General features: G+C 67.5%; 20 protein-coding genes. 13 read left to right on the top strand and 7 right to left on the bottom strand.

Annotation, left to right across the window (positions count from 1 at the left end; all coding sequences use genetic code 11):
• The first annotated feature begins 15 nt into the window (after window positions 1-15).
• Both CXY79_RS09670 and CXY79_RS09665 read left to right on the top strand, forming a co-directional pair.
• The gene (locus CXY79_RS09670; RefSeq protein WP_104100925.1) at window positions 16-747 is read left to right on the top strand and encodes an ABC transporter substrate-binding protein; all 732 of its coding nucleotides are present in this window, start codon (window positions 16-18) and stop codon (window positions 745-747) included.
• Window positions 748-872: 125 nt separating this feature from the next.
• On the top strand, window positions 873-2,168 hold the full coding sequence (locus CXY79_RS09665) for an ABC transporter substrate-binding protein (RefSeq protein ID WP_104100924.1): 1,296 nt from the start codon (window positions 873-875) through the stop codon (window positions 2,166-2,168).
• Window positions 2,169-2,387: 219 nt separating this feature from the next.
• Here CXY79_RS09665 and CXY79_RS09660 read toward each other — a convergent pair whose 3' ends face one another.
• The 4 genes from CXY79_RS09660 to CXY79_RS09645 are packed head-to-tail and all read right to left on the bottom strand — an operon-like array spanning window position 2,388 to window position 6,331.
• Window positions 2,388-3,158, bottom strand: coding sequence for an ABC transporter ATP-binding protein (locus CXY79_RS09660; RefSeq protein ID WP_104100923.1), 771 nt, complete (start codon window positions 3,156-3,158; stop codon window positions 2,388-2,390).
• Window positions 3,155-4,069 (bottom strand): ABC transporter ATP-binding protein, encoded by a 915-nt coding sequence (locus CXY79_RS09655; protein ID WP_104100922.1) that lies wholly within the window; start codon window positions 4,067-4,069, stop codon window positions 3,155-3,157. Before CXY79_RS09655 ends, CXY79_RS09660 begins: the two co-directional genes overlap by 4 nt.
• The gene (locus CXY79_RS09650) at window positions 4,059-5,039 is read right to left on the bottom strand and encodes a branched-chain amino acid ABC transporter permease (RefSeq protein ID WP_104101024.1); all 981 of its coding nucleotides are present in this window, start codon (window positions 5,037-5,039) and stop codon (window positions 4,059-4,061) included. Before CXY79_RS09650 ends, CXY79_RS09655 begins: the two co-directional genes overlap by 11 nt.
• A 14-nt stretch (window positions 5,040-5,053) precedes the next feature.
• Window positions 5,054-6,331: a branched-chain amino acid ABC transporter permease gene (locus CXY79_RS09645; protein ID WP_104100921.1), complete on the bottom strand. Its 1,278-nt coding sequence runs from the start codon at window positions 6,329-6,331 to the stop codon at window positions 5,054-5,056.
• Between the two features lie 277 nt (window positions 6,332-6,608).
• On the opposite strand from CXY79_RS09645, the gene guaB reads away from it, so the two are divergent.
• On the top strand, window positions 6,609-8,111 hold the full coding sequence (gene guaB / locus CXY79_RS09640) for an IMP dehydrogenase (RefSeq protein ID WP_104100920.1): 1,503 nt from the start codon (window positions 6,609-6,611) through the stop codon (window positions 8,109-8,111).
• A gap of 16 nt (window positions 8,112-8,127) precedes the next feature.
• Here guaB and CXY79_RS09635 read toward each other — a convergent pair whose 3' ends face one another.
• A complete protein-coding gene (locus CXY79_RS09635) occupies window positions 8,128-9,270 on the bottom strand; it encodes a MalY/PatB family protein (protein WP_104100919.1) in 1,143 nt (380 codons plus the stop codon).
• Between the two features lie 63 nt (window positions 9,271-9,333).
• Here CXY79_RS09635 and CXY79_RS09630 point away from each other — a divergent pair, with 63 nt between their 5' ends.
• The 7 genes from CXY79_RS09630 to guaA all read left to right on the top strand — a co-directional run bounded on the left by CXY79_RS09630 (window position 9,334) and on the right by guaA (window position 17,690).
• Window positions 9,334-10,452: a GuaB3 family IMP dehydrogenase-related protein gene (locus CXY79_RS09630; RefSeq protein ID WP_104100918.1), complete on the top strand. Its 1,119-nt coding sequence runs from the start codon at window positions 9,334-9,336 to the stop codon at window positions 10,450-10,452.
• An 87-nt stretch (window positions 10,453-10,539) separates the two neighbouring features.
• Window positions 10,540-12,270, top strand: coding sequence for a glycerol-3-phosphate dehydrogenase/oxidase (locus CXY79_RS09625; protein ID WP_104100917.1), 1,731 nt, complete (start codon window positions 10,540-10,542; stop codon window positions 12,268-12,270).
• Between the two features lie 547 nt (window positions 12,271-12,817).
• Window positions 12,818-13,345, top strand: a complete 528-nt coding sequence (locus CXY79_RS09620; RefSeq protein ID WP_104100916.1) for a cation:proton antiporter regulatory subunit — start codon at window positions 12,818-12,820, stop codon at window positions 13,343-13,345.
• Between the two features lie 3 nt (window positions 13,346-13,348).
• On the top strand, window positions 13,349-14,857 hold the full coding sequence (locus CXY79_RS09615) for a cation:proton antiporter (protein WP_104100915.1): 1,509 nt from the start codon (window positions 13,349-13,351) through the stop codon (window positions 14,855-14,857).
• Window positions 14,854-15,639, top strand: coding sequence for an SURF1 family protein (locus tag CXY79_RS09610; RefSeq protein WP_104100914.1), 786 nt, complete (start codon window positions 14,854-14,856; stop codon window positions 15,637-15,639). The genes CXY79_RS09615 and CXY79_RS09610 overlap by 4 nt, the downstream gene beginning before the upstream one ends.
• 9 nt (window positions 15,640-15,648) lie before the next feature.
• Window positions 15,649-16,101: a DUF3817 domain-containing protein gene (locus CXY79_RS09605; RefSeq protein WP_104100913.1), complete on the top strand. Its 453-nt coding sequence runs from the start codon at window positions 15,649-15,651 to the stop codon at window positions 16,099-16,101.
• Entirely contained in the window at window positions 16,098-17,690 is a 1,593-nt protein-coding gene (guaA, locus tag CXY79_RS09600; protein WP_233191399.1) for a glutamine-hydrolyzing GMP synthase, read from the top strand. Before CXY79_RS09605 ends, guaA begins: the two co-directional genes overlap by 4 nt.
• 249 nt (window positions 17,691-17,939) lie before the next feature.
• On the opposite strand, the gene CXY79_RS09595 is transcribed toward guaA, so the two are convergent.
• Window positions 17,940-18,746, bottom strand: coding sequence for a Bax inhibitor-1/YccA family protein (locus CXY79_RS09595; RefSeq protein WP_104100912.1), 807 nt, complete (start codon window positions 18,744-18,746; stop codon window positions 17,940-17,942).
• Between the two features lie 66 nt (window positions 18,747-18,812).
• Window positions 18,813-19,361: a hypothetical protein gene (locus CXY79_RS09590; RefSeq protein ID WP_104100911.1), complete on the bottom strand. Its 549-nt coding sequence runs from the start codon at window positions 19,359-19,361 to the stop codon at window positions 18,813-18,815.
• A gap of 38 nt (window positions 19,362-19,399) precedes the next feature.
• On the opposite strand from CXY79_RS09590, the gene CXY79_RS09585 reads away from it, so the two are divergent.
• The 3 genes from CXY79_RS09585 to CXY79_RS09575 all read left to right on the top strand — a co-directional run bounded on the left by CXY79_RS09585 (window position 19,400) and on the right by CXY79_RS09575 (window position 23,830).
• Window positions 19,400-20,416, top strand: a complete 1,017-nt coding sequence (locus CXY79_RS09585) for a glycerophosphodiester phosphodiesterase family protein (RefSeq protein ID WP_104100910.1) — start codon at window positions 19,400-19,402, stop codon at window positions 20,414-20,416.
• 59 nt (window positions 20,417-20,475) lie between these two features.
• A complete protein-coding gene (locus CXY79_RS09580; RefSeq protein WP_104100909.1) occupies window positions 20,476-22,932 on the top strand; it encodes an ATP-dependent helicase in 2,457 nt (818 codons plus the stop codon).
• Between the two features lie 73 nt (window positions 22,933-23,005).
• The gene (locus CXY79_RS09575) at window positions 23,006-23,830 is read left to right on the top strand and encodes an FUSC family protein (protein WP_104100908.1); all 825 of its coding nucleotides are present in this window, start codon (window positions 23,006-23,008) and stop codon (window positions 23,828-23,830) included.
• Window positions 23,831-23,858: the final 28 nt, after the last annotated feature.

Here is a 23,858-nt window from a genome sequence, read left to right as displayed (position 1 = left end):
GTGAAAGGACACCGGATGCGCACTGCGTCGACTTCCCTGCCCGTCATCCTCGTCGGGGCGCTGGCCTGCGTGCTCCTGCTGTCCGGATGTAGGGCTGAGGTCGCGCCGCCCTCAGTCGAGCCCGCTGCCGCCGCGTCCGTCGTGGTGGCTCCGTCCGGTGACGGGACCGTGCGCCTCGGAACTCTGTTCCCCATGACGGGCCCGGCGGCGGCCAGTGGTGCGGCACAGGTGGCCGGCTCCGAACTGGCCGCCCGGGAGATCACCGAGCAGGGCCGAATTCTCGGGACTCCGATCGAGATCATCCACCGCGACTCCGCCGTCGACCCGGCGACGTCGCTGACCGACTTGTTGGCTCGTGACGTCGACGTCGTGCTGTGGGACGCCACCGTTCCGATGCCGGGCGATCTGGCGGCCGCCGTCGCGGCGGCGCCGGTGGTACTGCTGTGGCTCGGCGACTTCGCGAACGGAGGCACGCCGCTGGCCGCCAGTGACGGCTTCGCAGCGCGCCTGCGCACCCTCGATCCAGGGCTGGTCGACACTGCCGGCGGCGGTGAAGCCTATGACGGAGTCGTCTTGAGCGCCCTGGCCGCAGCACGGGCCGGAGACGACGGTGCGGCGTCGATCAGGCCCGCTCTCGACCAGGTCAGTACCGGGGCGTTCGCCTGCGCATCCTGGGGAGAATGTGCGGCCGCGCTGGCCGATGCGCAACAGATCGCTTATCAGGGCGTCACCGGCCGCCGATCGTAACGATTTGGTCTGCGTTACACGGATGTAACCCGGTTGCCTTGTTTCGCGCGATTCCTGTCAATAATGTGACAGAACGGCAGTCAATCGACCGCTGTCATTTCTCATTCCTAGTCCCAAGGAGCAACATGAGCGTATTCGCGAAGGCCTCGGCCTCCCGCTCAGTTCGGGCAGTCGTCACTGGAGTCGCCTTGGTCGGCGTCAGTGCACTTCTGCTCACCGGCTGCAGCAGCAACACCACTGAGCCGGCTGCATCGGAAGCCCCCGCCGCGAGCGGAGACGCCCAGGCCATCACGGCCGGCGACCGTGACCTGACCCTGAAGGTCGGCACCATCCTTCCCCAGAGTGGCGCCCTGGCCTTCCTCGGCCCGCCCGAAGAAGCCGGCGTCGCCCTGGCCGTCAAGGACATCAACGACGCGAACCTCGGATTGACCGTTGAGGCCATCTTCCGTGACTCCGGCGACACCACGACGGACACCGCGACCGGTTCGGTGACCGACCTTCTCTCGCAGAAGGTTTCCGCCATCATCGGCGCGGCATCCTCCGGCGTCTCCAAGACCGTGATCGACCAGATCACCGGCGCGGGCGTCGTGCAGTTCTCCCCGGCCAACACCTCGGCGGACTTCACGAAGTACGCCGACAAGGACCTCTACTGGCGCACCGCCCCGTCCGACCTGCTGCAGGGTGAAGTCCTGGGCACCCAGATCGCCGACGACGGCAACAGCACCCTCGGCCTGATCGTGCTCAACGACTCTTACGGCACCGGCCTGGCCGAGTCCACGACGACCGCCTTCGAGGCTGCGGGCGGCGAGGTTGTCGCCACGTCCCTGTTCAACGAGGGTGACTCCAACTTCGCCGCTCAGATCTCCGAAGTGACCGCCGCCAACCCCGACGCGATCGCCCTGATCACGTTCGACCAGGCCAAGGTCATCACCCCCGCACTGGTCGGCTCCGGCTTCCCCGGTGGCAACCTGTACTTCGTGGACGGCAACCTGTCCGACTACAGCAAGGACTTCGACGCCGGCATCATCACCGGTGCCAAGGGCACGCTGCCCGGCCTCGACGTAGGAACCCTCGGCGACTTCACCGATCGTCTCAAGGAGATCGACCCCACCCTGACCGACTTCAGCTACGCGGCAGAATCTTACGACGCCGTCATGCTCGTCGCGCTGGCTGCCTACGCGGCCAACGACGTCTCGGGTGAGGCCATCTCCAAGCACCTCCGCCAGGTCTCTGGGGGAACCGGCGACGGCACCACGGTCTCCGACTTCACCGCGGCGGCTAAAGCCCTCGCGGCCGGCGACCAGGTCGACTACGAGGGCTTCTCCGGCCCGGTCACGTTCGATGAGAACGGCGACCCGACCGAGGCAACCATCGGCGTCTACGAGTACCTCGAAGACAACACGTACAAGCGCATCAACTAGTCACGATTCGTCGCTGACCGGCGTTCGATCTGGAAGGGCCCCGACTTCGGTCGGGGCCCTTCTTCGTGCGCCCGGTGACGGCCGTCACCCGGTGACGCCCCTCTCCCGGACACGATCGGCGTCACCGGACACGGAGCACCGGACACACGGAAGCGGCGCCCGAAGATCTCGGGCGCCGCTTCGTCGTGCGGGGCGTGCAGTCGGTGCGGGCGGCTCCGGCTAGTCGTCCTGGCCGAGGGTGCCGAGGTAGAGGCCGATCACCTTGGGATCGTTCAGCAGCTCGCGGCCGGTGCCCGTGTAGGCGTCACGGCCCTGGTCGAGCACGTAACCGCGGTCGCAGATCTGCAGGCACCGGCGCGCATTCTGCTCCACCATGATCGTGGTCACGCCGGCCTTGTTGATCTCCTTGACACGCAGGAACGCCTCGTCCTGGCGCACGGGAGAGAGGCCTGCGCTCGGCTCGTCGAGCAGCATTACGTGCGGGCCCATCATCAGCGCCCGCGACATGGCCACCATCTGGCGTTCCCCGCCGGACAGCGATCCGGCGCGCTGCTGCAGACGCTTCCCGAGCTCCGGGAAGATCTCCGTGACGAACTCGAGGCGTTCGGTCAGGCCTTTCGGCTTCAGGAACATGCCCATCTCCAGGTTTTCCTGGATCGTGAGCGTGGGGAAGACGTTGTTCGTCTGGGGCACGAAACCGACGCCCTTGGCCACGAGCTTGTTCGCCTTGAGGTTGGTGATGTTCTCCCCGCGAAGCAGGATCTCACCCTCCCGGACCTTGACCTGGCCGAAGATCGACTTGAGCAGCGTGGACTTGCCGGCGCCGTTCGGGCCGATGATCCCGATCAGCTCGCCGTCGTAGGCGGTCAGGGAGCAGGCGTTGAGGATGTTGACGCCCGGCAGGTAGCCGGCCGTCACCGTCTTGACCTCGACGACGGGCTGCCCGGTGGGCGTGTAAGCCGGCGCGGCGGCAGGGCTGGTGTTCGTCAATCGAGCAACTCCTTAATGGCTTCCACACGTTCTGTTTCGGCGGCCGGATCCTCGCCGAGGTCCTCGTCGTGGTGCTGACCCAGGTAGGCGTCGATCACGGCGGGGTTACGCATCACCTCGTGCGGGTCGCCCTCGGCGACCACGCGGCCTTCGGCCATCACGATGACCCAGTCGGCGATGTGGCGCACCATATGCATGTCGTGTTCGACGAACAGAACCGTCATGCCCTCCGCCTTCAGGTTGAGGATGTGGTCCAGTAGCGACTGCGTCAGTGCCGGGTTCACCCCGGCCATCGGCTCGTCGAGCATCACCAGGCTCGGCTCGCTCATCAGAGCCCGTGCCATCTCGAGCAGCTTGCGCTGCCCGCCGGAGAGGCTTGCGGCGTAGTCGTCCTTCTTGGTGTCGAGCTTGAACCGTTCGAGGATATCGAGGGCCTGCACCCTGTTCGCCTCCTCCTGTTTGGCCCAGAAGAAGGGGAAGATCGCCCGGAACAGGTTCTCGCCGGCCTGGCCCTTGGCGCCGAGCAGCATGTTGTCCATGACGGTCAGCAGGCCGAGCGCCTTGGTGAGCTGGAAAGTGCGCACCTGGCCCATCCGGGCCACCTTGAACGCGGGCATCCCCGACAGGGGGCGACCCTCGAAGGTCCACGACCCGGTGTCAGGCTTGTCGAAGCCCGTCAGCAGGTTGAACAGGGTGGTCTTGCCGGCTCCGTTGGGCCCGATCAGCGCCGTGATGGCGCCGCGCGGGATCTCGACGTGGTCGACGTCGACGGCCTTGAGACCGCCGAAGGTTCGACTCACGCCGTCGGCAACCAGGATCGGGTCGCGCTTCTTGCAGCCCGGTTCGGCCTCGCCGATGTGCAGGTCGGTCGACTTGACCGGCTTGTTGCTGGGAACGGTGTTATTTGACAAAGGCCAACTCCTTCTTGTTTCCGAAGATGCCTTGCGGTCTGAAGATGACTATAAGCATGATCGCCACTCCGACCAGGATGAAGCGCAGCTGGCCGGCCTGAATGCTGGTGATGAAAGGGATCCAGCCTGCCTCCACCGCTCGGGCGATGAACCCGGAGAAGAAGGAGAGCAGAACCCAGAAGACCATCGAGCCGATGACCGGCCCGAGAATCGTCGACGCGCCGCCGAGCAGGAGGATCGCGTAGATGAAGAACGTCAGGGACGTCTGATAATTCGAGGGCACCACCGCACGGGGAAGCACAAAGATCATTCCGGCGATCGTGCCGAACACGCCACCGAGAATCAGAGACTGCATCTTGTAGGAGTAGACGTTCTTGCCGAGCGCGCGCACAGCATCCTCGTCTTCACGGATTCCCTTGATCACGCGACCCCACGGGCTGCGCATGATCTGCCAGGTGAACAGGCAGGCGAGGGCCACGATCGACCAGGCCACGATGCGCAGCCACCAGTCGTACTCGTTGTACTCGAAGGGGCCGAAGCCGTAGCGCCCCTCCGGGATCGGGTTGAGGCCGGCGAAACCGCCCTTGTAGCCGCTCAGGCCGTTCGCGGAACCCGTGATGGACTGGAACGTGTTCGTCGTGAACAGGAGGCGCACGATCTCGGCCGCCGCGATCGTCACGATCGCGAGGTAGTCCGCGCGCAGGCGGAGCGTCGGGATGCCCAGGACCAGGGCGAAAACGACGGATGCGCCGACCCCCACCAGCACGGCACCCCAGACGGGGAAACCGAAGCTGAGGGTGGAGATGGCGAACCCGTAGGCTCCGAGGGCCATGAAGCCGGCCTGGCCGAAGTTCAGGAGGCCGGTGTATCCGAAGTGGATCGCCAGCCCGAGAGCCGCGAGGGCGTAGGCGGCGGTGGTCGGGCTGATCAGCTCGACGGCTGCGTTGCTAAAGATTGCTCCCCAGTCGATCATCGGATGCCCTTCTAGCCAATTCTCTCTTTGCGACCCAGGATGCCTTGCGGCCGAAGCAGCAGCACCAGGATCAACACGACAAGTGCACCGACGTATTTAAGGTCGGAGGGAAGCAACAGCGTCGACAGTTCGACGAACAGGCCGACGATGATCGAACCGATCAGGGCGCCGAAAGCGGTGCCGAGACCGCCGAGGGTCACGGCCGCGAAGACGAGCAGCAGGATCTGGAAACCCATATCCCAGCTGACGCCCGGGCGGAAGTAGGCCCACAGAATTCCGCTGAGGCCGGCGAGGGCCCCACCGAGCACCCAGACGATCCGGATGACGCCGTCGACGTCGATCCCGCTGGCCGAGGCCAGGCTGGGATTGTCGGAGACCGCGCGGGTGGCCTTGCCGATGCGGGTGCGCAACAGGAAGTAGGAAACGGCCAACAGCACCACGATGCTGATGCCCATGCTGGCCACGTCGATCATCGAGAGCCGGATCGGACCCAGCTGCATGTCGGCGAGGCCGGATCCCGGAAGCTGGCTCGTTCCGCCGCCGACGAAGATCTGGAACAGGTAGCGCAGGGCGAGCGAGAGGCCGATGCTCACGATCATCAGTGGGATCAGACCGACGCCCTTGCGGCGCAGCGGCTTCCAGATCACCGCGTCCAGGCTCCAGCCGAAGCCCGCGCTCAGCGCGACGGCGATGATGATCGCCAGCCAGATCGGCAGGCCGAGCGTGACCGAGAAGAGGAGGGACATCAGCGCGCCGAAGGTGATCATCTCCGCATGCGCGAAGTTGCTCAGCCCGGTGGTGCCGAAGATCAGGGACAGCCCGATCGCGGCGAGGGCCAGGAGCAGACCGAAGTTCAGCCCGTTGACGAACCGATTGATGAACTGGTCGAAGAAGCTCACCGTCGTGCGCGTGCCCTCACCGAGGAAGAAGTTGACCGACTTCACCTTCGTGAGCGCGAATTCCGCCTCGATCACGCTGCCGCCCTTAGCGACGACGACGCCCTCGGGGAGGGTCTCCTCATCGAGGGTGACGGTGTAGGCGGCCTTCTCGGGCACGCCGACCTTCCACTTGCCGTCGGCACCCGTTTCCACGGATGCTTCATAGCCGGCCCCCTCGACGGTGATCAGCACATTGTCGAGCGGTTTCTGGTCGAACTGCACATTGCCGGTGAGTACGAACTCGTACTCATCGGTTCCGACCTCGTCGGCATGAGCCGGACTGGCCGAGACGGTGGCGAATGTGGACATAGTCAGGGCTGCGAAGAGCAGGCCGAAAAAGATCACCAGCATTCTGGGTGAGAATCTGCGAACAGCTTCAGGGGAATTCACTGCACCTCCATGGCGGCACCGTTGGGTCTGTGACCGAGCGTGCCCCGGGTCTCACCTACCAACATCTTTGTTGACAGTAAGTGAAGATTATGTCGCATATGTTCCGACGGCGGCCGACACTCCCTAGATTCTCTGCTGAGGAATGCGCAGAGCGCAACGTCGCTTAACATTGAGAAGCCGGTAATCGAGTTGGATGGCCGCGTTTTCTCCACTTTCCTGCGTTGTTAAAAGGGGTTTCATGGATCAGCCAGATCCGTTCGGTTTCACCGGGCTTACGTACGATGACGTCCTTCTTCTTCCGGGGCACACCGACGTCATTCCCAGTGAAGCCGAGACAATGTCTCGGTTGACGCGCCGGATCAGCGTGGCCACGCCGCTGCTGTCCAGCGCGATGGACACCGTCACCGAGACCCGGATGGCCATCGCGATGGCCCGTGAGGGTGGCCTCGGCGTGCTGCACCGCAACCTCTCGATCGCGGACCAGGCCGAGCAGGTCGACCTCGTCAAACGCAGCGAATCCGGCATGATTACCAATCCGGTAACAACTTCGCCCGACGCCACCGTTGCGGAGGTCGACGCCCTCTGCGGGCAGTACCGGATCAGCGGTCTTCCCGTCGTCGACGCCGACGGCGTGCTCGTGGGCATCATCACAAACCGGGACATGCGGTTCGTCTCCACCACCAAAAAGCACACGACCCGGGTGCGCGAGGTGATGACGACGGCACCGCTGATCACGGGCAAGGTCGGCATGGCCCCGATGGACGCCGTCGCCATCTTCGCCACCCACAAGATCGAGAAGCTTCCCCTCGTGGACGACCACGGCCGCCTGACGGGCCTGATCACGGTCAAGGACTTCGACAAGAGCGAGGAATACCCCTTCGCCACCAAGGACGATGCCGGACGACTGCGCGTCGGCGCGGCTATCGGCTTCTTCGGCGACGCCTGGCAGCGCGCCACCGCACTTCTCGAGGCAGGCGTCGACGTGCTCGTGGTCGACACCGCCAACGGCGACAGCGCCGGGGTGCTCGAGATCATCCGTCGCCTGAAGTCCGACCCTGCCTTCGAGGAGGTCGACGTGATTGGCGGCAACGTGGCCACCCGCTCCGGCGCCCAGGCCCTCATCGACGCCGGCGCCGACGCGATCAAGGTCGGGGTCGGCCCCGGCTCGATCTGCACCACCCGCATCGTCGCCGGCGTCGGCGTGCCGCAGATCACCGCCGTCTACCAGGCGTCGCTCGCGGCCCGGGAGACCGGCATCCCGGTCATCGCCGACGGCGGGCTGCAGTATTCCGGCGACATCGCCAAGGCACTGGTCGCCGGCGCGGACACCGTCATGCTCGGCTCCCTGCTCGCCGGCTGTGACGAGAGCCCCGGCGAGCTCGTCTTCGTCAACGGCAAGCAGTTCAAGACCTACCGCGGCATGGGCTCGCTCGGCGCGCTGCAGAGCCGTGGCACGAAGACCTCCTACTCCAAGGACCGCTACTTCCAGTCGGATGTCCCCTCCGACGACAAACTCATCCCGGAAGGCATCGAGGGCCAGGTCCCGTATCGCGGACCGGTATCCGCCGTGGCCTACCAGCTGATCGGCGGCCTGCGCCAGTCCATGTTCTACGTGGGCGCGCGCACGATCGACGAGCTCAAACAGAAAGGTAAGTTCGTTCGGATCACGTCCGCCGGGCTCAAGGAGTCGCACCCGCACGACGTGCAGATCGTGGTCGAGGCGCCCAACTACCGCCGCTGACAGTACTCGAGGGCGACTAGGCGGCCGCGGCCAGCCGGGAGACCGCTTCCGCGAGCACCTCAAGTGAACACCCGAAGTTGAGACGCGCGAAGCCCCGGCCCGGTTCGCCGAACATCGGGCCGGGGCTGAGCGCGACCCGGGCCTGCTCGAGTGCGACCAGCGCCGGGTCGTCACCCCAGCCGAGGCTCCGCAGGTCAAGCCAGGCCAGGTAGCCGGCCCCTGGCTGCCGGTAGCCGACCCCGGGCAGTTGCGCGTCGAGCAGCGCGGCGAGCTCGTGCCGATTGTCGTCGAGGGCCGCGATCACCCCGTCCAGCCACGGCTCCCCGTCGCGGAACGCCGCGATGCCGGCGATCAGCCCGAACTGGCTTGTGCGCCAGGACACCTCCTGGGGCAGGGCGGCGAGCTCGGCGCGCATCCGTTCGCCGGCGGTGACGAGAAGCGCGCATTTGAGGCCGGCCAGGTTCCAGGCCTTGCTCGCGCTCGTCACGCAGACGCCGTGGTCGGCGGCCTCGGTGGAGACCGTGAGGTAGGGCGTGAAAGCGGCGTCGGTGTAGGTCAGCGGGGCGTGGACCTCGTCGCTGACGACCGTGACGCCGTAATGGGCGGCGAGCTCGGACAGCGCCGTAAGGTCCTGGACGGTGTGCGGATGCCCGATCGGGTTGTGCGGGTTGCAGAGCAGCACGCAGCGCACGCCCGATCGGAAGGCGCGCTCGAGGCCGTCCAGGTCGAGGGTCCAGCCGGTCTGACCGGCGAGGAGTGGCACGGCGTGCGGCACCCCGCCGGCCTCGGGCACGAGGTCGAAGAACGGCGGGTAGACCGGGGGAGTGATCACAACCCGGTCGCCGGGCCTGATCAGCATTCGCAGGGTCTCCACGATGGCCACGCTGACATCCGTCGTGGTGGTCACCTGCTCCGGGTCGACCTGCCAGCCCCAGCGGCGACCGGCGAACCCCGCGAAGGCCGCGCCAAGCCCGTTGACCGGTGCGACATACCCGGTGTCGCTGCGCCGCACCGCCGCTGTCAACGCGTCCCGGATAGGTTCGGCGAGCGGAAAGTCGGACTCGGCGACGAAGAGCGGCAGCACATCGGCGGGAAAACTGCGCCATTTCATGCTGGTGCGCTCGCGCAGGAAGGACAGAGGGTCGGCGGTGACGTCCATCACCTCAGGATGCACCCCGCGGCATCCGTCGTCGAGGAGCGCCGCGGCACCTAAACTGAAATCATGGAAATCGAGATCGGCCGCTCCAAGCGCGCCCGCCGCGTGTACGCCTTCGACGACATCGCGATTGTGCCCAGCCGGCGCACCCGCGACCCGGAGGATGTGTCGGTCGACTGGACCATCGACGCGTATCAATTCTCGATCCCGTTCCTCGCGGCGCCGATGGACTCCGTGGTCTCCCCGCAGACGGCCATCATGATGGGTCAGCTCGGCGGCGTCGGCGTACTCGACCTCGAGGGCCTCTGGACCCGCTATGACAACCCCGAGCCGCTCCTCGCCGAGATCCGCGAGCTGCCCGCCGACCGGGCCACCGCGCGCATGCAGGAGATGTACTCCGAGCCGATCAAGCCTGAGCTCGTCACCGCCCGCCTCGCGGAGATCCGCGCGGCCGGCGTGACTGTGGCCGGCGCCCTGTCGCCGCAGCGCACGCAGGAATTGTACGAGACCGTCGTCGCCGCCGGCGTCGACCTGTTCGTCATCCGCGGAACCACCGTTTCTGCCGAGCACGTCTCGCAGAACCAGGAACCCCTCAACCTCAAGAAGTTCATCTACGAACTCGACGTACCCGTGATCGTGGGCGGGGCGGCGACCTACACCGCGGCCCTGCACCTCATGCGCACGGGTGCGGCCGGCGTGCTCGTCGGCTTCGGCGGCGGCGCGGCCTCGACCACGCGCGCCTCCCTCGGCATCCACGCGCCCATGGCCACGGCCGTGGCCGATGTCGCCGGTGCCCGTCGGGACTACATGGACGAGTCCGGTGGACGCTACGTGCACGTCATCGCTGACGGCGGCCTCAACACCTCCGGCGACATCGTCAAGGCCATCGCCTGCGGCGCCGACGCCGTCATGCTCGGCACCGCGCTGGCCCGGGCGACGGATGCCCCCGGCGGCGGCTTCCACTGGGGTGCCGAGGTGCACCACTCGAAGCTGCCCCGCGGCAAGCGGGTCGAGGTGGGCGCCCTGGCGCCGCTCGAGACCATCCTGTATGGCCCGACGCCGATCGCCGACGGCACCGCGAACCTCGTCGGCGCGCTGCGCCGGTCGATGGCGACCACCGGTTACTCCGACCTGAAGGAATTCCAGCGCGTCGAGGTGGTCGTCGCCCCGTACCGGGGGAATTAGACGGTTGTCGCGCCGCACCGAGTGAACTAGCGTCGGTATGAATTAGCGTCAGGTAAGCACCACACCATCCGGAATGGGAGTGAGCACATGGCACCAGGTAATTCGGCGTCGCGATCCACGAAACTGGGTCCGGAGGAACGAGCTGCGGCCCTCGAACGGCTGAAGGGCAAAGAGCTCGACATCCTCGTGGTCGGCGGCGGCATCGTCGGCACCGGAGCCGCCCTGGACGCGGTCACCCGCGGCCTGAGCGTGGGAATCCTCGAGGCCAGGGACTGGGCGTCGGGAACGTCGAGCCGGTCGTCCAAGCTGGTGCACGGCGGCATCCGCTACCTGGAACAGGCCGACTTCCGGTTGGTGCGCGAGGCTCTGACGGAGCGTGGCCTGCTCCTGCAGCGCATCGCCCCGCACCTGGTGAAGCCGGTGCGGTTCCTATACCCGCTCAGGAAGCGCGTCACCGAGCGCTTCTACGTGGGCGCCGGCATGCTCCTCTACGACCTGTTTTCATATACCGGCGGGCGCGCCCCCGGTGTGCCGCACCACCGCCACCTGTCCAAGCGGCAGGTGAAGGGGCTTCTGCCCAGCCTGAACACCGACACGATCGTCGGCGGCATCACCTACTACGACGGGCAGGTCGACGACGCGCTCTACGTGGCCTCGCTCGTGCGCACCGCGTCGTTCTACGGGGCGCACGCGGCCAGCCGGGTGCGGGTCGAAGGATTCATCAAGGTGGGTGAGCGGGTGGTCGGCGTGCACGCCCACGACCTGCAGACCGATGAACGGTTCGAGGTGCGGGCCCGGCAGGTCGTGAACGCCACCGGGGTCTGGACCGACGACACGCAGCGCATGGTCGGCGAACGCGGCACGTTCAAGGTGCGCGCGTCGAAAGGCATCCACCTGGTCGTGCCCCGGGACCGGTTCCAGTCGGCCATGGGGCTGCTGCTGCGCACCGAGAAGAGCGTCCTGTTCGTGATCCCCTGGGGACGACACTGGCTGATCGGCACGACCGACACGGACTGGCATCTGGACAAGGCGCACCCGGCCGCCACCGCCGCCGACATCGACTACCTGCTCGAACACGTGAACGCCGTGCTCCGGGTGCCGCTGACCCGGGAGGACGTCGAGGGAGTCTACGCCGGCCTGCGGCCGCTCCTGGCCGGGGAGTCGGAGAGCACCTCGAAGCTGTCCCGCGAACACCTCGTCGGACACTCCGTGCCCGGCCTGGTGGTGATCGCGGGCGGAAAGTGGACCACGTACCGGGTGATGGCGAAGGATGCGATCGATGCGGCCGTCGACGCCTTCGACGAACGGGTCCCGGCCTCCACCACGGCGGAGATCCCGCTGCTCGGCGCCGAGGGCTACCAGGCCGCCTGGAACAAGCGCGGCCGGATCGCGCGGGCGTTCGGCCTGCACACCGTCCGCGTCGAGCACCTGCTGAACCGCTACGGCACCCTGACCGACGAGCTTCTCGACCTGATCCGCAAGACCCCGTCACTGGCGGACCCGCTGCCGGGGGCCGACGACTACATCGAGGCGGAGGTCGTGTACGCGGCCACGCATCTGGGCGCCCTGCACCTCGAGGACGTGCTGGCTCGCCGCACTCGCATCTCGATCGAGGCCTGGGACCGCGGCGTCTCGGCGGCGCCCGTGGCCGCGCGGCTGATGGCCGGGGTGCTCGGCTGGGACGAAGCCCGGGAGACGCGCGAAGTGGGCACCTACCTCAAGCGGGTGGCGGCGGAACGCGCGTCGCAGCAGCAGCCCGACGATGAGTCGGCCGACCGCGTGCGGCTCGAGGCTCCGGACATCGCCGCCACGAAATAGGAGCGAGCCTCTCCTGCCGCCACCCTCGCCCGGCGTCCACTCCCTGCCTCCGCTTGTCCGCTCGCACCCCGCCGGTGCGTGAACGAATTCGACGGAGATTCTGCCCTGTGGGGCCTGAAAAATGCCCGACAGCGCCGTTCAGAGCCAAATCTCCGTCGAATTGGTTGGGCCGGCCGAGCGCACGCGTGTGGCCAACTCAGGACATCCGTCGCCTGGGCTGCCCGCCCGACACGGACCAGAGCGGAACTCGTGCGGGTGCCCGGGCCCGGCCGGACGGATCTCCTGCGTTAGCCGCAACACTGAGCGGATGTGCCGCAGCGCCTTTGTGGTTCGGGCATCCGCCAGACACTCAGCCCCAGCCCGTACCAATTCGACGGAGATTTTGGCCCGTGCGGGGCAGAAAGCGCCCGACAGCGCCGTTCAGAGCCAAATCTCCGTCGAATTGGTGAGAGCAGTGGGCGGCGCGGCGGCGCGACAGCGGGCGGGAGGCACGCAAACTCGCTCCGGTAGACTGGGCTGACTGCCCACAAACCTCAGGAGTTGCACCATGGTTGACGTTCGGCGGGTCAAACTTCCCGGGGTGGGAGTGCTGCACACCTTCATCACGGATGACGGCGGCAAAGTGGGCGTCATCGCCCACCGCTCGGGGCACAGCGACCTCATCACCTTCGCGGACGACGAGGGCGGCCCCGACGCCGCCAAGGTGTCCCTGCGGCTGAACGAAGACGAGGCGCACACACTCGCCGAGCTCCTCGGCGGCACCCAGATCACCGAGTCGCTCACCGCACTCGACCAGATCCCCGGCCTCAGCATCGACTGGTTCACCGTCGACTACGAAGACCACATCGCCGGCCAGGCGCTCGGCAACCCCGCCGACCGCGGCATAGCCGGTCTGACGGTCGTGGCCGTCGTCCGCGGGGAGTCCGCGAACCCGGCGCCCGCCCACGACTTCCGTGTCTTCCCCGGCGACACGCTCGTTGTCGCCGGCTCGCCCGAGAAGGTCGCGAAGGCCTTCGCCTTCTTCCGCACCGGCGAGGTTAAGGCCAAGTCCGTCGACGCGCCGCCCGGGGGCTAGTACATGCAACTCGGCGAAGACCTCATCACTCTTGGCATCCTGCTCGTCGTTGCCTATCTCCTCGGTCGTGCCGGAAAGCTGATCGGGCTGCCGTCCATCCCCATCTACATGATTGTCGGGCTCCTGGCCAGCCCGAACACCGGCTGGTTCCCGCTGGACTTCCAGTCGGCGGACATCGAACTGATCGCCATTTTCGGGCTGATCCTGCTCCTGTTCAGCCTCGGCCTCGAATTCGACCAGGAGGCGTTCTTCGGCGACGCCGGAAAACTCTTGATTTCCGGCGGCTCCTACGTTCTGATCAACATGGGAGTCGGCTTCGCGTTCGGCCTGATGGTCGGCTGGGGCAGCCGGGAGGCCCTTGTGATCGCCGGAATGACCGGCACCTCCTCGAGCGCCATCATCACCAAGCTCCTGATTGAACTGCGCCGGCTTGCCAACAAGGAAACTCCGATGATCCTCGGCGTGACCGTCGTCGGCGACATCTTCATCGCGGTCTACCTGGCGATCGTCTCCGTCGTGCTCAGCGGCAAGACCGAGGCCTGGCCGATCGTGCTGCAACTGAGCATCGCCTTCCTCTTTCTCGTCGTGATGTTCTCGGTGGCCCGCTGGGGCGCCAAAGTCGTCTCCCGGCTGATGCGCACCAAGGACGACGAACTGTTCACCATCCTCTTCTTCGGGCTCGCCGTGCTCTTCGCCGGGATCGGTGAGATCATCGGCGTGACGGATGCGATCGGGGCCTTCCTGATCGGGGTGGTGCTCGGCGCGAGCACGTACCGCGGCCGGATCGAGCGCGTCGCCGTACCCCTGCGCGACGTGTTCGGGGCTTTCTTCTTCCTCAACTTCGGCCTCGCGCTGAACGTGGCCGAATTCGGATCGGTGATCACCATCGTGTTCGCGGCCGTCGGCATGACCTTCGTGCTCAGCCTGATCTCCGGAATGCTGATGGCGAAACTGCACGGCATGGGCCCGCGGGAGGGACTCAACACCGCGGCCATCTTCGTCAACCGCGGCGAGTTCACGCTGATCCTGGCAACCCTGTCGGTGACCGCTGGTCTCGATCAGCGGCTGCAGCCCTTCGCCGGCCTCTACGTGCTTACGATGGCGATCCTGGGGCCGCTCTTCGCGGCGAACTCCGAGAAGATCGGCGCGGCCCTGCGGCGACGCCGGAAAGCCGTCCCGGCGCGGAAACGCGCCCACGACGTGATGCTGGCGGAGGAAATCGCCCTGGTCGAGGCGGCCACCGCCGCCGACACCGGCACGGATGCCCAACGCGCCGCCGACCGTCTCCTCGCCGACCACCGCCAGCGCCCGACCGCCGCGGCACCCGGCGCGGGGTCGGCCATGGCGCCTGCCGACGCGACCGCCGACTCGGAGGCAGATGCCGCCGCGGCCGACGGACCGGCGTCCGCGGCCCCGGACTCCATGCTCGACTTCATCTCCGGCCGGCGCCCGGCCGAAACCGGCCCGGTCGACAAGCCGGCGCGTGACACCGCTTCAGGGGACTACTCATGATCACAACCATGCTCCGGCCGCGCTGGCTGATCGCGCTGCTGCTGGCGCTCGCGATCGCCGCGGCCTTCGCCCTGCTCGGCCGGTGGCAGCTCGAACGCGCCATCGCGTCCGGCGAAGTCGTGGAGCGCAGCACCGAGACCGTGCAGCCGCTCCACGAGGCGGTGTCGCCGGACGGGCCGCCGCGCGAGTCAGCGACCGGCCAGCTGGTCACCGTGGACGGCTCCTTCGTGCCGGGGGACGACGTGCTGATCAGCGAACGCCTCAACGGGGGCGACAGCGGTTTCTGGGTAGTGAGCCGCTTGTCGACGGTGGAAACGGCATCCGTGCCCGTCTCCACCATCGCCGTGGCTCGCGGCTGGGCCGCCACCGAGGAGGAGGCCAGGTCGGCGATCGAGGCGCTCTCGGCGCAGGCCGCCGCGCAGCAGCAGACCGTGACGGGCCGCTTCGTTCCCTCCGAGGCTCCCGTCGTGCCGGACGAGGACAGCGACCCGCGCACCCAGACCACGGTCTCCACCGCCGCGCTGATCAACCGGTGGGCGGACTTCACCGACCAGTCCGTCTACGCCGGCTACATCGTCGACACGGATGCTGCCGCGAACCTCACCGTGATCGACTCGCCCGTGCCCGGCAACGACGCATCGGTCAACTGGCTGAACATCTTCTACGCCCTCGAGTGGGCAGTCTTCGCCGGCTTCGCGGTGTTCCTCTGGTACCGCCTGGTTCGGGACGACTGGGAGCGTCAGCAGGAGCAGGCCGCCATCGACGCGACGGAGGCCGTCTAGAATTGGCCCATGCCACTTGACCCCAAGCCTGCCGACATCCCCAAAATCCCCGGTGCGCTCCGGCTCTACAAGGTTTCCTCGGTCATCACCGGTGTCTTCCTGCTGCTGCTCTGCGTCGAGGTCTTCCTGAAGTTCGTGCTGCAGCTCGAAATCGAAGTCGGCGGCCCGAACGGGATCATCGCCCTCGTCGCCCGGGACTCGGTGACCGCATTCAACCTGAGCACCGGCATCCTGATCGTGCACGGCTGGCTGTACGTGCTCTACCTGTTCAGTGACTTCCAGCTCTGGAGCCTGATGCGCTGGTCATTCCCCAAGTTTCTGCTGATCGCACTCGGAGGCATCATTCCTACCCTGTCCTTCTTCCTCGAGGTGCGCGTCGCGCGCGAGGTCAACGCCTTCCTGGCGACGCACGCCGACTCGGCTGCCGCTGCCGCTGCCGCTGGGGCCGAGGCCCGCTCGTGAGCGCCGCTGTGAGCGCCTCGACCGGTGCCCGCCCCGTTCTGGTGGTCGACTTCGGTGCCCAGTACGCGCAGCTGATCGCGCGCCGGGTGCGCGAGGCATCCGTCTACTCCGAGATCGTGGCCCACTCGATCACCGCGGCCGAGGTCGCGGAGAAGAACCCGCTCGGCATCGTGCTCAGCGGCGGGCCGTCCAGCGTCTACGCCGAGGGTGCCCCCACCTTCGACCCGGACATCTTCGACCTGGGCATCCCGATCCTGGGCATCTGCTACGGCTTTCAGGTGATGGCCACGACCCTTGGCGGCGAGGTGGCCCGCACTGGCCGGAGCGAGTACGGCGCGACCCCGGTCAGAGTCACCGACAGCGGCAACGCGCTGCTGGCCGGGCAGCCGGCCGAGCAGACGGCGTGGATGAGCCACGGTGACTCCGTGTCGAAAGCCCCCGCCGGCTTCTCGGTGCTCGCGTCCACGAGCTCCACCCCGGTCGCCGCCTTCGCGAACGATACGCGCCGGCTCTACGGCGTGCAGTGGCACCCCGAGGTCAAGCACTCCGAATTCGGCCAGAACGTGCTCGAGAACTTCCTGCACCGCGCCGCCGGCATCCCCGCCGACTGGAACAGCGGCAACGTCATCGCCGAACAGGTGGCCCGCATCCAGGCCCAGGTCGGCACCGGCAAGGTCATCTGCGGGCTCTCCGGCGGAGTCGATTCCGCCGTGGCCGCTGCCCTCGTGCACAAGGCCATCGGCGACCAGCTCGTCTGCGTGTTCGTCGACCACGGCCTGCTCCGCCAGGACGAGCGCCGTCAGGTCGAGGAAGACTTCGTCAAGGCCACCGGCGTGCGTCTGGTCACCGTCGATGTACGTGAGCGGTTCCTGACCGCGCTGGAGGGCGTCAGCGACCCGGAGACCAAGCGCAAGATCATCGGTCGTGAGTTCATCCGCACCTTCGAGCAGGCTCAGGCCGAATTGATCAAGGAAGCGGCGGCAACGAATGAAGACCCGATCCGCTTCCTCGTGCAGGGCACCCTGTACCCGGACGTCGTCGAGTCCGGCGGCGGCAGCGGCACCGCCAACATCAAGAGCCACCACAACGTCGGGGGCCTGCCGGAAGACCTGCAGTTCGAATTGATCGAACCGCTGCGCACCCTGTTCAAAGACGAAGTGCGCGCGATCGGCGCCGAGCTGGGACTGCCGGCCGAGATCGTGCAGCGCCAGCCGTTCCCCGGACCCGGACTCGGCATCCGCATCGTGGGCTCGATCACCCAGGACCGGCTCGACCTGCTTCGCCATGCGGATGCGATCGTGCGCGCCGAGCTGAGCGCCGCGGGCCTCGACCGTGAGATCTGGCAGTGCCCGGTGGTGCTGCTCGCCGACGTGCGGTCCGTGGGCGTGCAGGGTGACGGCCGCACCTACGGGCACCCGATCGTGTTGCGCCCGGTGTCGTCGGAAGACGCCATGACGGCCGACTGGACCCGCCTGCCGTACGACCTGTTGGCGCGGATCTCGAACCGAATCACGAACGAGGTGGACGGGGTGAACCGCGTCGTGCTCGACGTCACGTCCAAGCCGCCGGGGACCATCGAATGGGAGTAGGGGAATGCTCCCGGTTGTGACGCGGGGAGTGGGCGTGTCGCTCCTCAGCTCAAACAATGGGCGGCGGATGCCGGACCCTCCGCTTCGCTCCGGGGCCGGCATCCGCCGCCCATAACTCGACACCCCGCGACACGCCCTCTCCCCGCCTCGCGATCGCTGAGGGACAAGCAACTTTGGGGGTGAGGACGACGAAAGGGCCGCCCCGATGGGGCGGCCCTTTCTACGTGCGGTCGTGCGGCGGGGTGGGTACTACTCGCGGGCGATGGCGAAGATGCGGAGCATCTCGACGTAGAGCCAGACGACGGTGAGCATGATGCCGAAGGCGCCGGTCCAGCCGTACTTGCGGGGGATTCGGTTGTTGACGCCGCGCTGGATGAAGTCGAAGTCGAGCACCAGCGAGTACGCGGCCATGATCACGGCGAGGACGCCGATCAGGAGGCCGATCGGGATGCCGAAGATCTCGGCGCTGCGAAGACCGAACGCGTTGTCGGTCGCGCCGAAGACCATCATGCCGAAGTTGATCAGCGAGAACACGCCGTAGCCGATCATGGCGATCATGAAGACCTTGGTGGCCTTCTTGGAGGCGCGGATCTTGCCGCTGGCGAAGAGGGCCAGCGTGACGCCGACGACGACGAGCGTGGCGAGCACGGCCTGGGTGACGACACCCGGGTAGATCTGCTCGAAGACGATCGAGATGCCACCGACGAAGAGGCCCTGGGCCGCGGCGTATGCGAGGATCAGGGGCGGCGACGGCTCCTTTTTGAACGCGTTGACCAGTCCGAGGACCAGACCCGCGATCGCGCCGACGATGAGCGGCAGCATCGTCACCGGGGTGACCAGCCAGCCGATGGCTGCGGTCACCAGCAGCAAGGCGAAGCTGAGCACCGTCTTGCGGATGGTGTCGTCGTAGCTCATCCGGTCGGTGTCCTGTGAACCGGCGGAGGGAGCGTTGAACATGCCCTGCAGGTCGCTGTCGGAGAGCACCTTGCCACCGGCAGTGGCGCCAGGAGCGCCGAACGCGGCGTTTCGGGAGAATGCGGGGTTGGAAGATGCCATGGTTGCCGAAGCTCACAATCAAGTGGGTAGGTAGCGGAGCCAACACCGGTAGGTGCTGACCAGTTCCTAGATTCTATTCAGATCTGCTGGGGATCCGCCCAATTTGATGCCCGTGGTTCGCGGTGACCGGGGGCGGCGCCCCGCCGACCAGCCGGCCAGCCACCAGGCGAGCCAGGAGGCGGCCGCCGTGGTGATGAAACCGATTAGATAACCGACCCAGTTCTGGTCGTAATTGTTCAGCGCGTCCTTGAGCAGGAAACTCATCGTGATCGACGGGATCAGGGCCAGGTAGCTCAACCACGGGCGGTGCCGCACGAGCAGCCAGCAGGCCAGAAGCACGGCGAAGACACCGTTGAAATCGGCTCCGCCCAGCAGCAGGATGCTGCACAGCAGGGCCGGAACCAGAACCGTGAGCCGCCGCCACAGGGCCCCCGGCAGAATCAGCCAGCCCAGCACGTGGAGGGGCGGGCCGATGGCCAGGAAGAACAGGCTGTAGGTACTGGTGAAGTTCGTGGCAAGCACCCCGAGCACGACCAGCGTCAGTCCGGTCACGTAGCGGGCGCGGTAGCTGCCCCACCGGTGCAGGCGGGTCGGTGGAACGGTCCAGGGTGTCATCGCCTCGATTCTGGCAGTTGCACGCGTAGGGTTGGCAAATGCAGCCGATTGTGATCGGTCACCGCGGGGCGAGCGGTTACCGACCAGAGCACACCCGTTCCGCCTACGAACTGGCCGTCGCTCTCGGCGCGGACGCGGTCGAGCCTGACATCGTCGCCACCCGCGACGGTGTACTGGTGGTGCGCCACGAGAACGAGATCGGGGCGACGACGAATGTCGCAGCGCACCCCGAGTTCGCCGGCCGCCGGGCGAGCAAGGTGATCGACGGCATCCGGCTCACCGGCTGGTTCACCGAGGACTTCACCTGGGCCGAGCTGCGCACCCTGCGCGCCCGGGAGCGCCTGCCCGAGGTGCGGAAGGCAAGCGCCACCTTCGACGACCGGTTCCCCCTGCTGCGCCTGCGGGACGTGTTCAAGCTGATGGACCGGCTGTCCGGACGGGTGCGCCGGCCCATCGGCGTCGTCGCCGAGCTCAAGCACGCCACCTACTTCGAGTCGATCGGGCTTCCGCTCGACGAGCTGTTCGCCGCCGAGGTCAACGACGCCGGTTGGAACGCCGGCGACGGCCGCCTCACCATCGAGAGCTTCGAGCGCAGCCTCCTCGACAAGGTCTACGCGCGCGGCATCTACGGCAAGCGTGTCTTCCTGCTCGAGGCGCGCGGCAAACCCGCCGACGAGGTCGCGCTGCTCGGGCCGAAAGCGCCCCACTACGCCGACTACCTCTCCGACACCGGGCTCTACGGGCTGAGCGGCACGGTCGACGGGATCAGCGTGCCCAAATCGCTCATCCTGGCCACGGATGCCGATGGTCACGTCTCCGGCGCCTCCGACCTGGTCGACGCCGCGCACGCCGCGGACCTGGAGATCTACTGCTGGACGCTGCGCCCGGAGAACCGGTACCTTGCGAAGACGTTCCGCCGTGGGCGGCTGCGGGCCGACTTCGGAAACTGGCAGGCCGAGTTCCGCACCATCCTCGGCACCGGGATCGACGGGGTCTTCGCCGACCACCCCGACCTGGCGGTGCTCGTGCGGGACGAGCTGGCCGCGGAGGACTGACCGGGGCGCTGCCCCGCACCGGGGCGGTGTCAGACGCAGCACCTAGAATTGGGAGCGATATGACGACCCTCTTCGACCCGGACCACACGCCCGCCCGCCAGGTTCCCTCCGCGGTGCCCATCATCCTGGACGGAGCGGCTCCGCGCGACCGAGAGAGTCCACTGCTCGAAGGGCTCAACCCCCAGCAACGCGAGGCCGTGCTGTACCGCGGACCGGCGCTGCTGATCATCGCGGGCGCCGGCTCTGGGAAGACCAGCGTGCTCACCCGCCGCATCGCCAGTCTGCTGGAGAGCCGCGAGGCCTGGCCGAGCCAGATCCTCGCCATCACCTTCACCAACAAGGCCGCGGCGGAGATGCGGGAGCGGGTGCGGGCGATCCTCGGCCAGGGGGCCGACGGCATGTGGATCAGCACCTTCCATTCCTCCTGCGTGCGCATCCTGCGCCGCGAAGCGGAAAGCGCGGGCCTCTCCGCCACGTTCAGCATCTACGACTCGGCCGACACCAAGGTCACGCTCAAGCGCATCATCAAGGCCCTCGACGCCGATACGCTCGGCTTCACGCCCGGTAATGCGTCAGCGAAGATCTCCAAGCTCAAGAACGAGCTCGCGGACGCCGACTCCTACGCCCGCAACGCGAACATGAGCGACCCTCAGGAGGTCATGTTCGTCGAGATCTTCCGGCAGTACACCCACCGGCTGCGCGCGGCCAACGCCCTCGACTTCGACGACCTGATCGGCGAGACGGTCTACCTGTTCCGCGCGTTCCCGAAGGTCGCGGCCCTCTATCGGCGCCGGTTCCGCCACATCCTGGTCGACGAATACCAGGACACCAACCACGCGCAGTACTCGCTGGTGCGCGAGCTGACCCGTCCCGTCGAGCCCGACCTGGCCGAGGAGATGGAGGCGACCGGTGTGCACGTGCGCAACCTGCGCGACGCCTCCGGCGGCATCCCGGGAGCCTCGCTCACCGTGGTCGGCGACTCCGACCAGTCGATCTACGCCTTCCGCGGCGCGGACACCCGCAACATCAGCGAGTTCGAGCGCGACTTTCCGGGCACCAGGGTGATCCTGCTCGAGCAGAACTACCGCTCGACCCAGAACATCCTCTCGGCCGCCAACGCGGTGATCGGCCACAACTTCGACCGCACAGACAAGAAACTGTGGAGCGCGGGCGGCGACGGCGAGAAGATCGTGGGCTACACGGCCTATTCCGGTCACGACGAGGCCCAGTTCGTCTCGGACGAGATCGAGGTGCTGCACCGCGCCGGCATGGCCTACCGCGACATGGCCGTGTTCTACCGCACCAACGCGCAGACCCGTGCGCTTGAAGAAATCCTGGTGCGCTCCGCGGTGCCCTACCGGGTCGTCGGCGGCACCAAGTTCTACGAGCGGGCTGAGATCAAGGATGCGCTGGCATACCTGATCGCCGTCGCGAACCCGAACGACGAACTGGCGCTGCGTCGAATCCTGAACACCCCCAAGCGCGGAATCGGCCCGGCCACCGAGACGGCGCTGGCGAGCTTCGCGGAGGCGAACCAGATCAGCTTCCGGCAGTCGATGCGCGACTGCGCATCGCTGGGCCTCGGCCCCAAGGTGACCGGGGCCATCCTGAAGCTGGCAACCTTGCTCGACGAGGCGGCGCTGAAGCTCGACCCGGAGAACCCGGCCGGCACGGCGAACGTGTCCGAGCTGCTAACGTTCCTGCTCGATGGCAGCGGACTGCTCAGCCTGCTGCGAGGCAGCCGCGACCCGCAAGACGAGGCGCGCGCCGAGAACATCGAGGAACTCGTCGCCCAGACCAAGGACTTCAACAAGGAGAACCCCGACTCGGGGCTGGTCGACTTCCTCACCCAGGTGTCCCTGGTCGCCGCCGCCGACGACCTCGACGACGCCTCCGGAACGGTGTCCCTGATGACCCTGCACACGGCGAAGGGACTCGAATACGAGGCCGTGTTCCTGACCGGCGTGGAGGAGGGCCTGCTGCCGCACCAGATGTCGGCCAACGAGCCCGGTGGGCCCGCCGAGGAGCGGCGCCTGTTCTACGTGGGCATCACCCGAGCCCGCCAGAGGCTCTACCTCTCCCTGGCGATGACCCGGGCCCAGTTCGGCGACATCAACGTGGCCATGCCCAGCCGCTACCTGCAGGAGATCCCCGTCGACCTGATCGACTGGAAGCAGTCCCCGGGCATGGCGAACTCCCGCGGCGGCACCCAGCCCCGGGCGCTGAACGCGAGACGCGACGGCTTCGGCGGCGGGTTCGCGGGGCGCGGTGACCCGCAGGCGCTGCCGCCCGCGCCGAAGAAGAAGACCGAATGGGCCAGCCGGGTGCCGAGCCAGGTGCGCGACAACGGTGACCTCACCCTGATGCAGGGCGACCGCATCCGTCACGTCGATTTCGGCGACGGCCGCGTCAACCAGGTCACCGGTGACGGCACCAAGCGCATCGCGCACGTCCAGTTCGACACGGCGGGCGCAAAGAAGCTTCTGATCAAGATCGCGCCGATCGAGAAGCTCTAGTGGTGGAGCCGCGTGCCGCGGGTCCCGGCGCGCCGCGGCCTTCCTGCTGGTCAGCGTCGCCGCTGGGCTCGTGATGAGCGTGGCCGAGGCAACCCTGCCGGCCCTGGTGCTCGGGCTCCTGCTCGTGATCACGGCGGGGATCCTGCTGGCATCGACGTATGGCTTGTTCCCCGGCACGCCGATCTTCTTCGTCTTCGCCTACCTGGTCTGTGCGCAGGTGCCCGCGCCGGTCGACGAGATGCTGCCGCGCCTGTTGGTGGCAGTGACGAGCGCCGCGCTGGCCTGGCTGCTCACCATGTCCGGCTGGGCGTTTCGGCGCCTGGTCGGAGACCGCTCCGGCGACCTGTTCAAGGAGCTGCCGCGCACGCCGCTGCTGCGACCGGCCGCGTTCCGCGACGTCCAGGTGTGGCTCACCATCCTGCAGCACCAGGTCGGCGTGCTGCTGGCCGGCGGGCTCGCCCTCTTCGTGAGCATCGGGCACCCCTACCGGGCAGTGGTGAGCGTGGTCGCCGTGCTCCCGCCGCCCCGTGCCGCGCATTCCATCTCCCGGGCGGTGCACCGCATCATCGGTACCGCGCTCGGAGTGGCGGTGACCGCCCTCGTGCTGCTGCCCGGGCCATCCGTCTGGGTGCTGATCGCGGTGATCGCGATCGGCCAGTTCGGCGCGGAAATCCTGATCGGCAGGCACTACGGCGCCGCCCTGCTGTTCGTCACGCCATTGGCGCTGACCGTGGATCACCTGGCCGACCCGGTCGCCGTGCCGACGCTGCTGGTCGACCGGGTGGTGGAAACCGCGCTCGGCGGCGTGGTCGCGGTGCTGATCGTGCTCGCGGCGCGCGGCCTCGCCCGGCAGCATTCGCGTCGGCTCGGTGGAAAGCGTCCACCCCTGAACGCTTAGGAACTGCACAGGTTGCTCCCAGCTTTTC

It is taken from the genome of Cryobacterium sp. M96, from assembly GCF_002929845.1.
GTDB classification, from domain to species: Bacteria; Actinomycetota; Actinomycetes; order Actinomycetales; family Microbacteriaceae; genus Cryobacterium; species Cryobacterium sandaracinum.
This window is presented reverse-complemented; position numbering and strand designations above follow the sequence as displayed.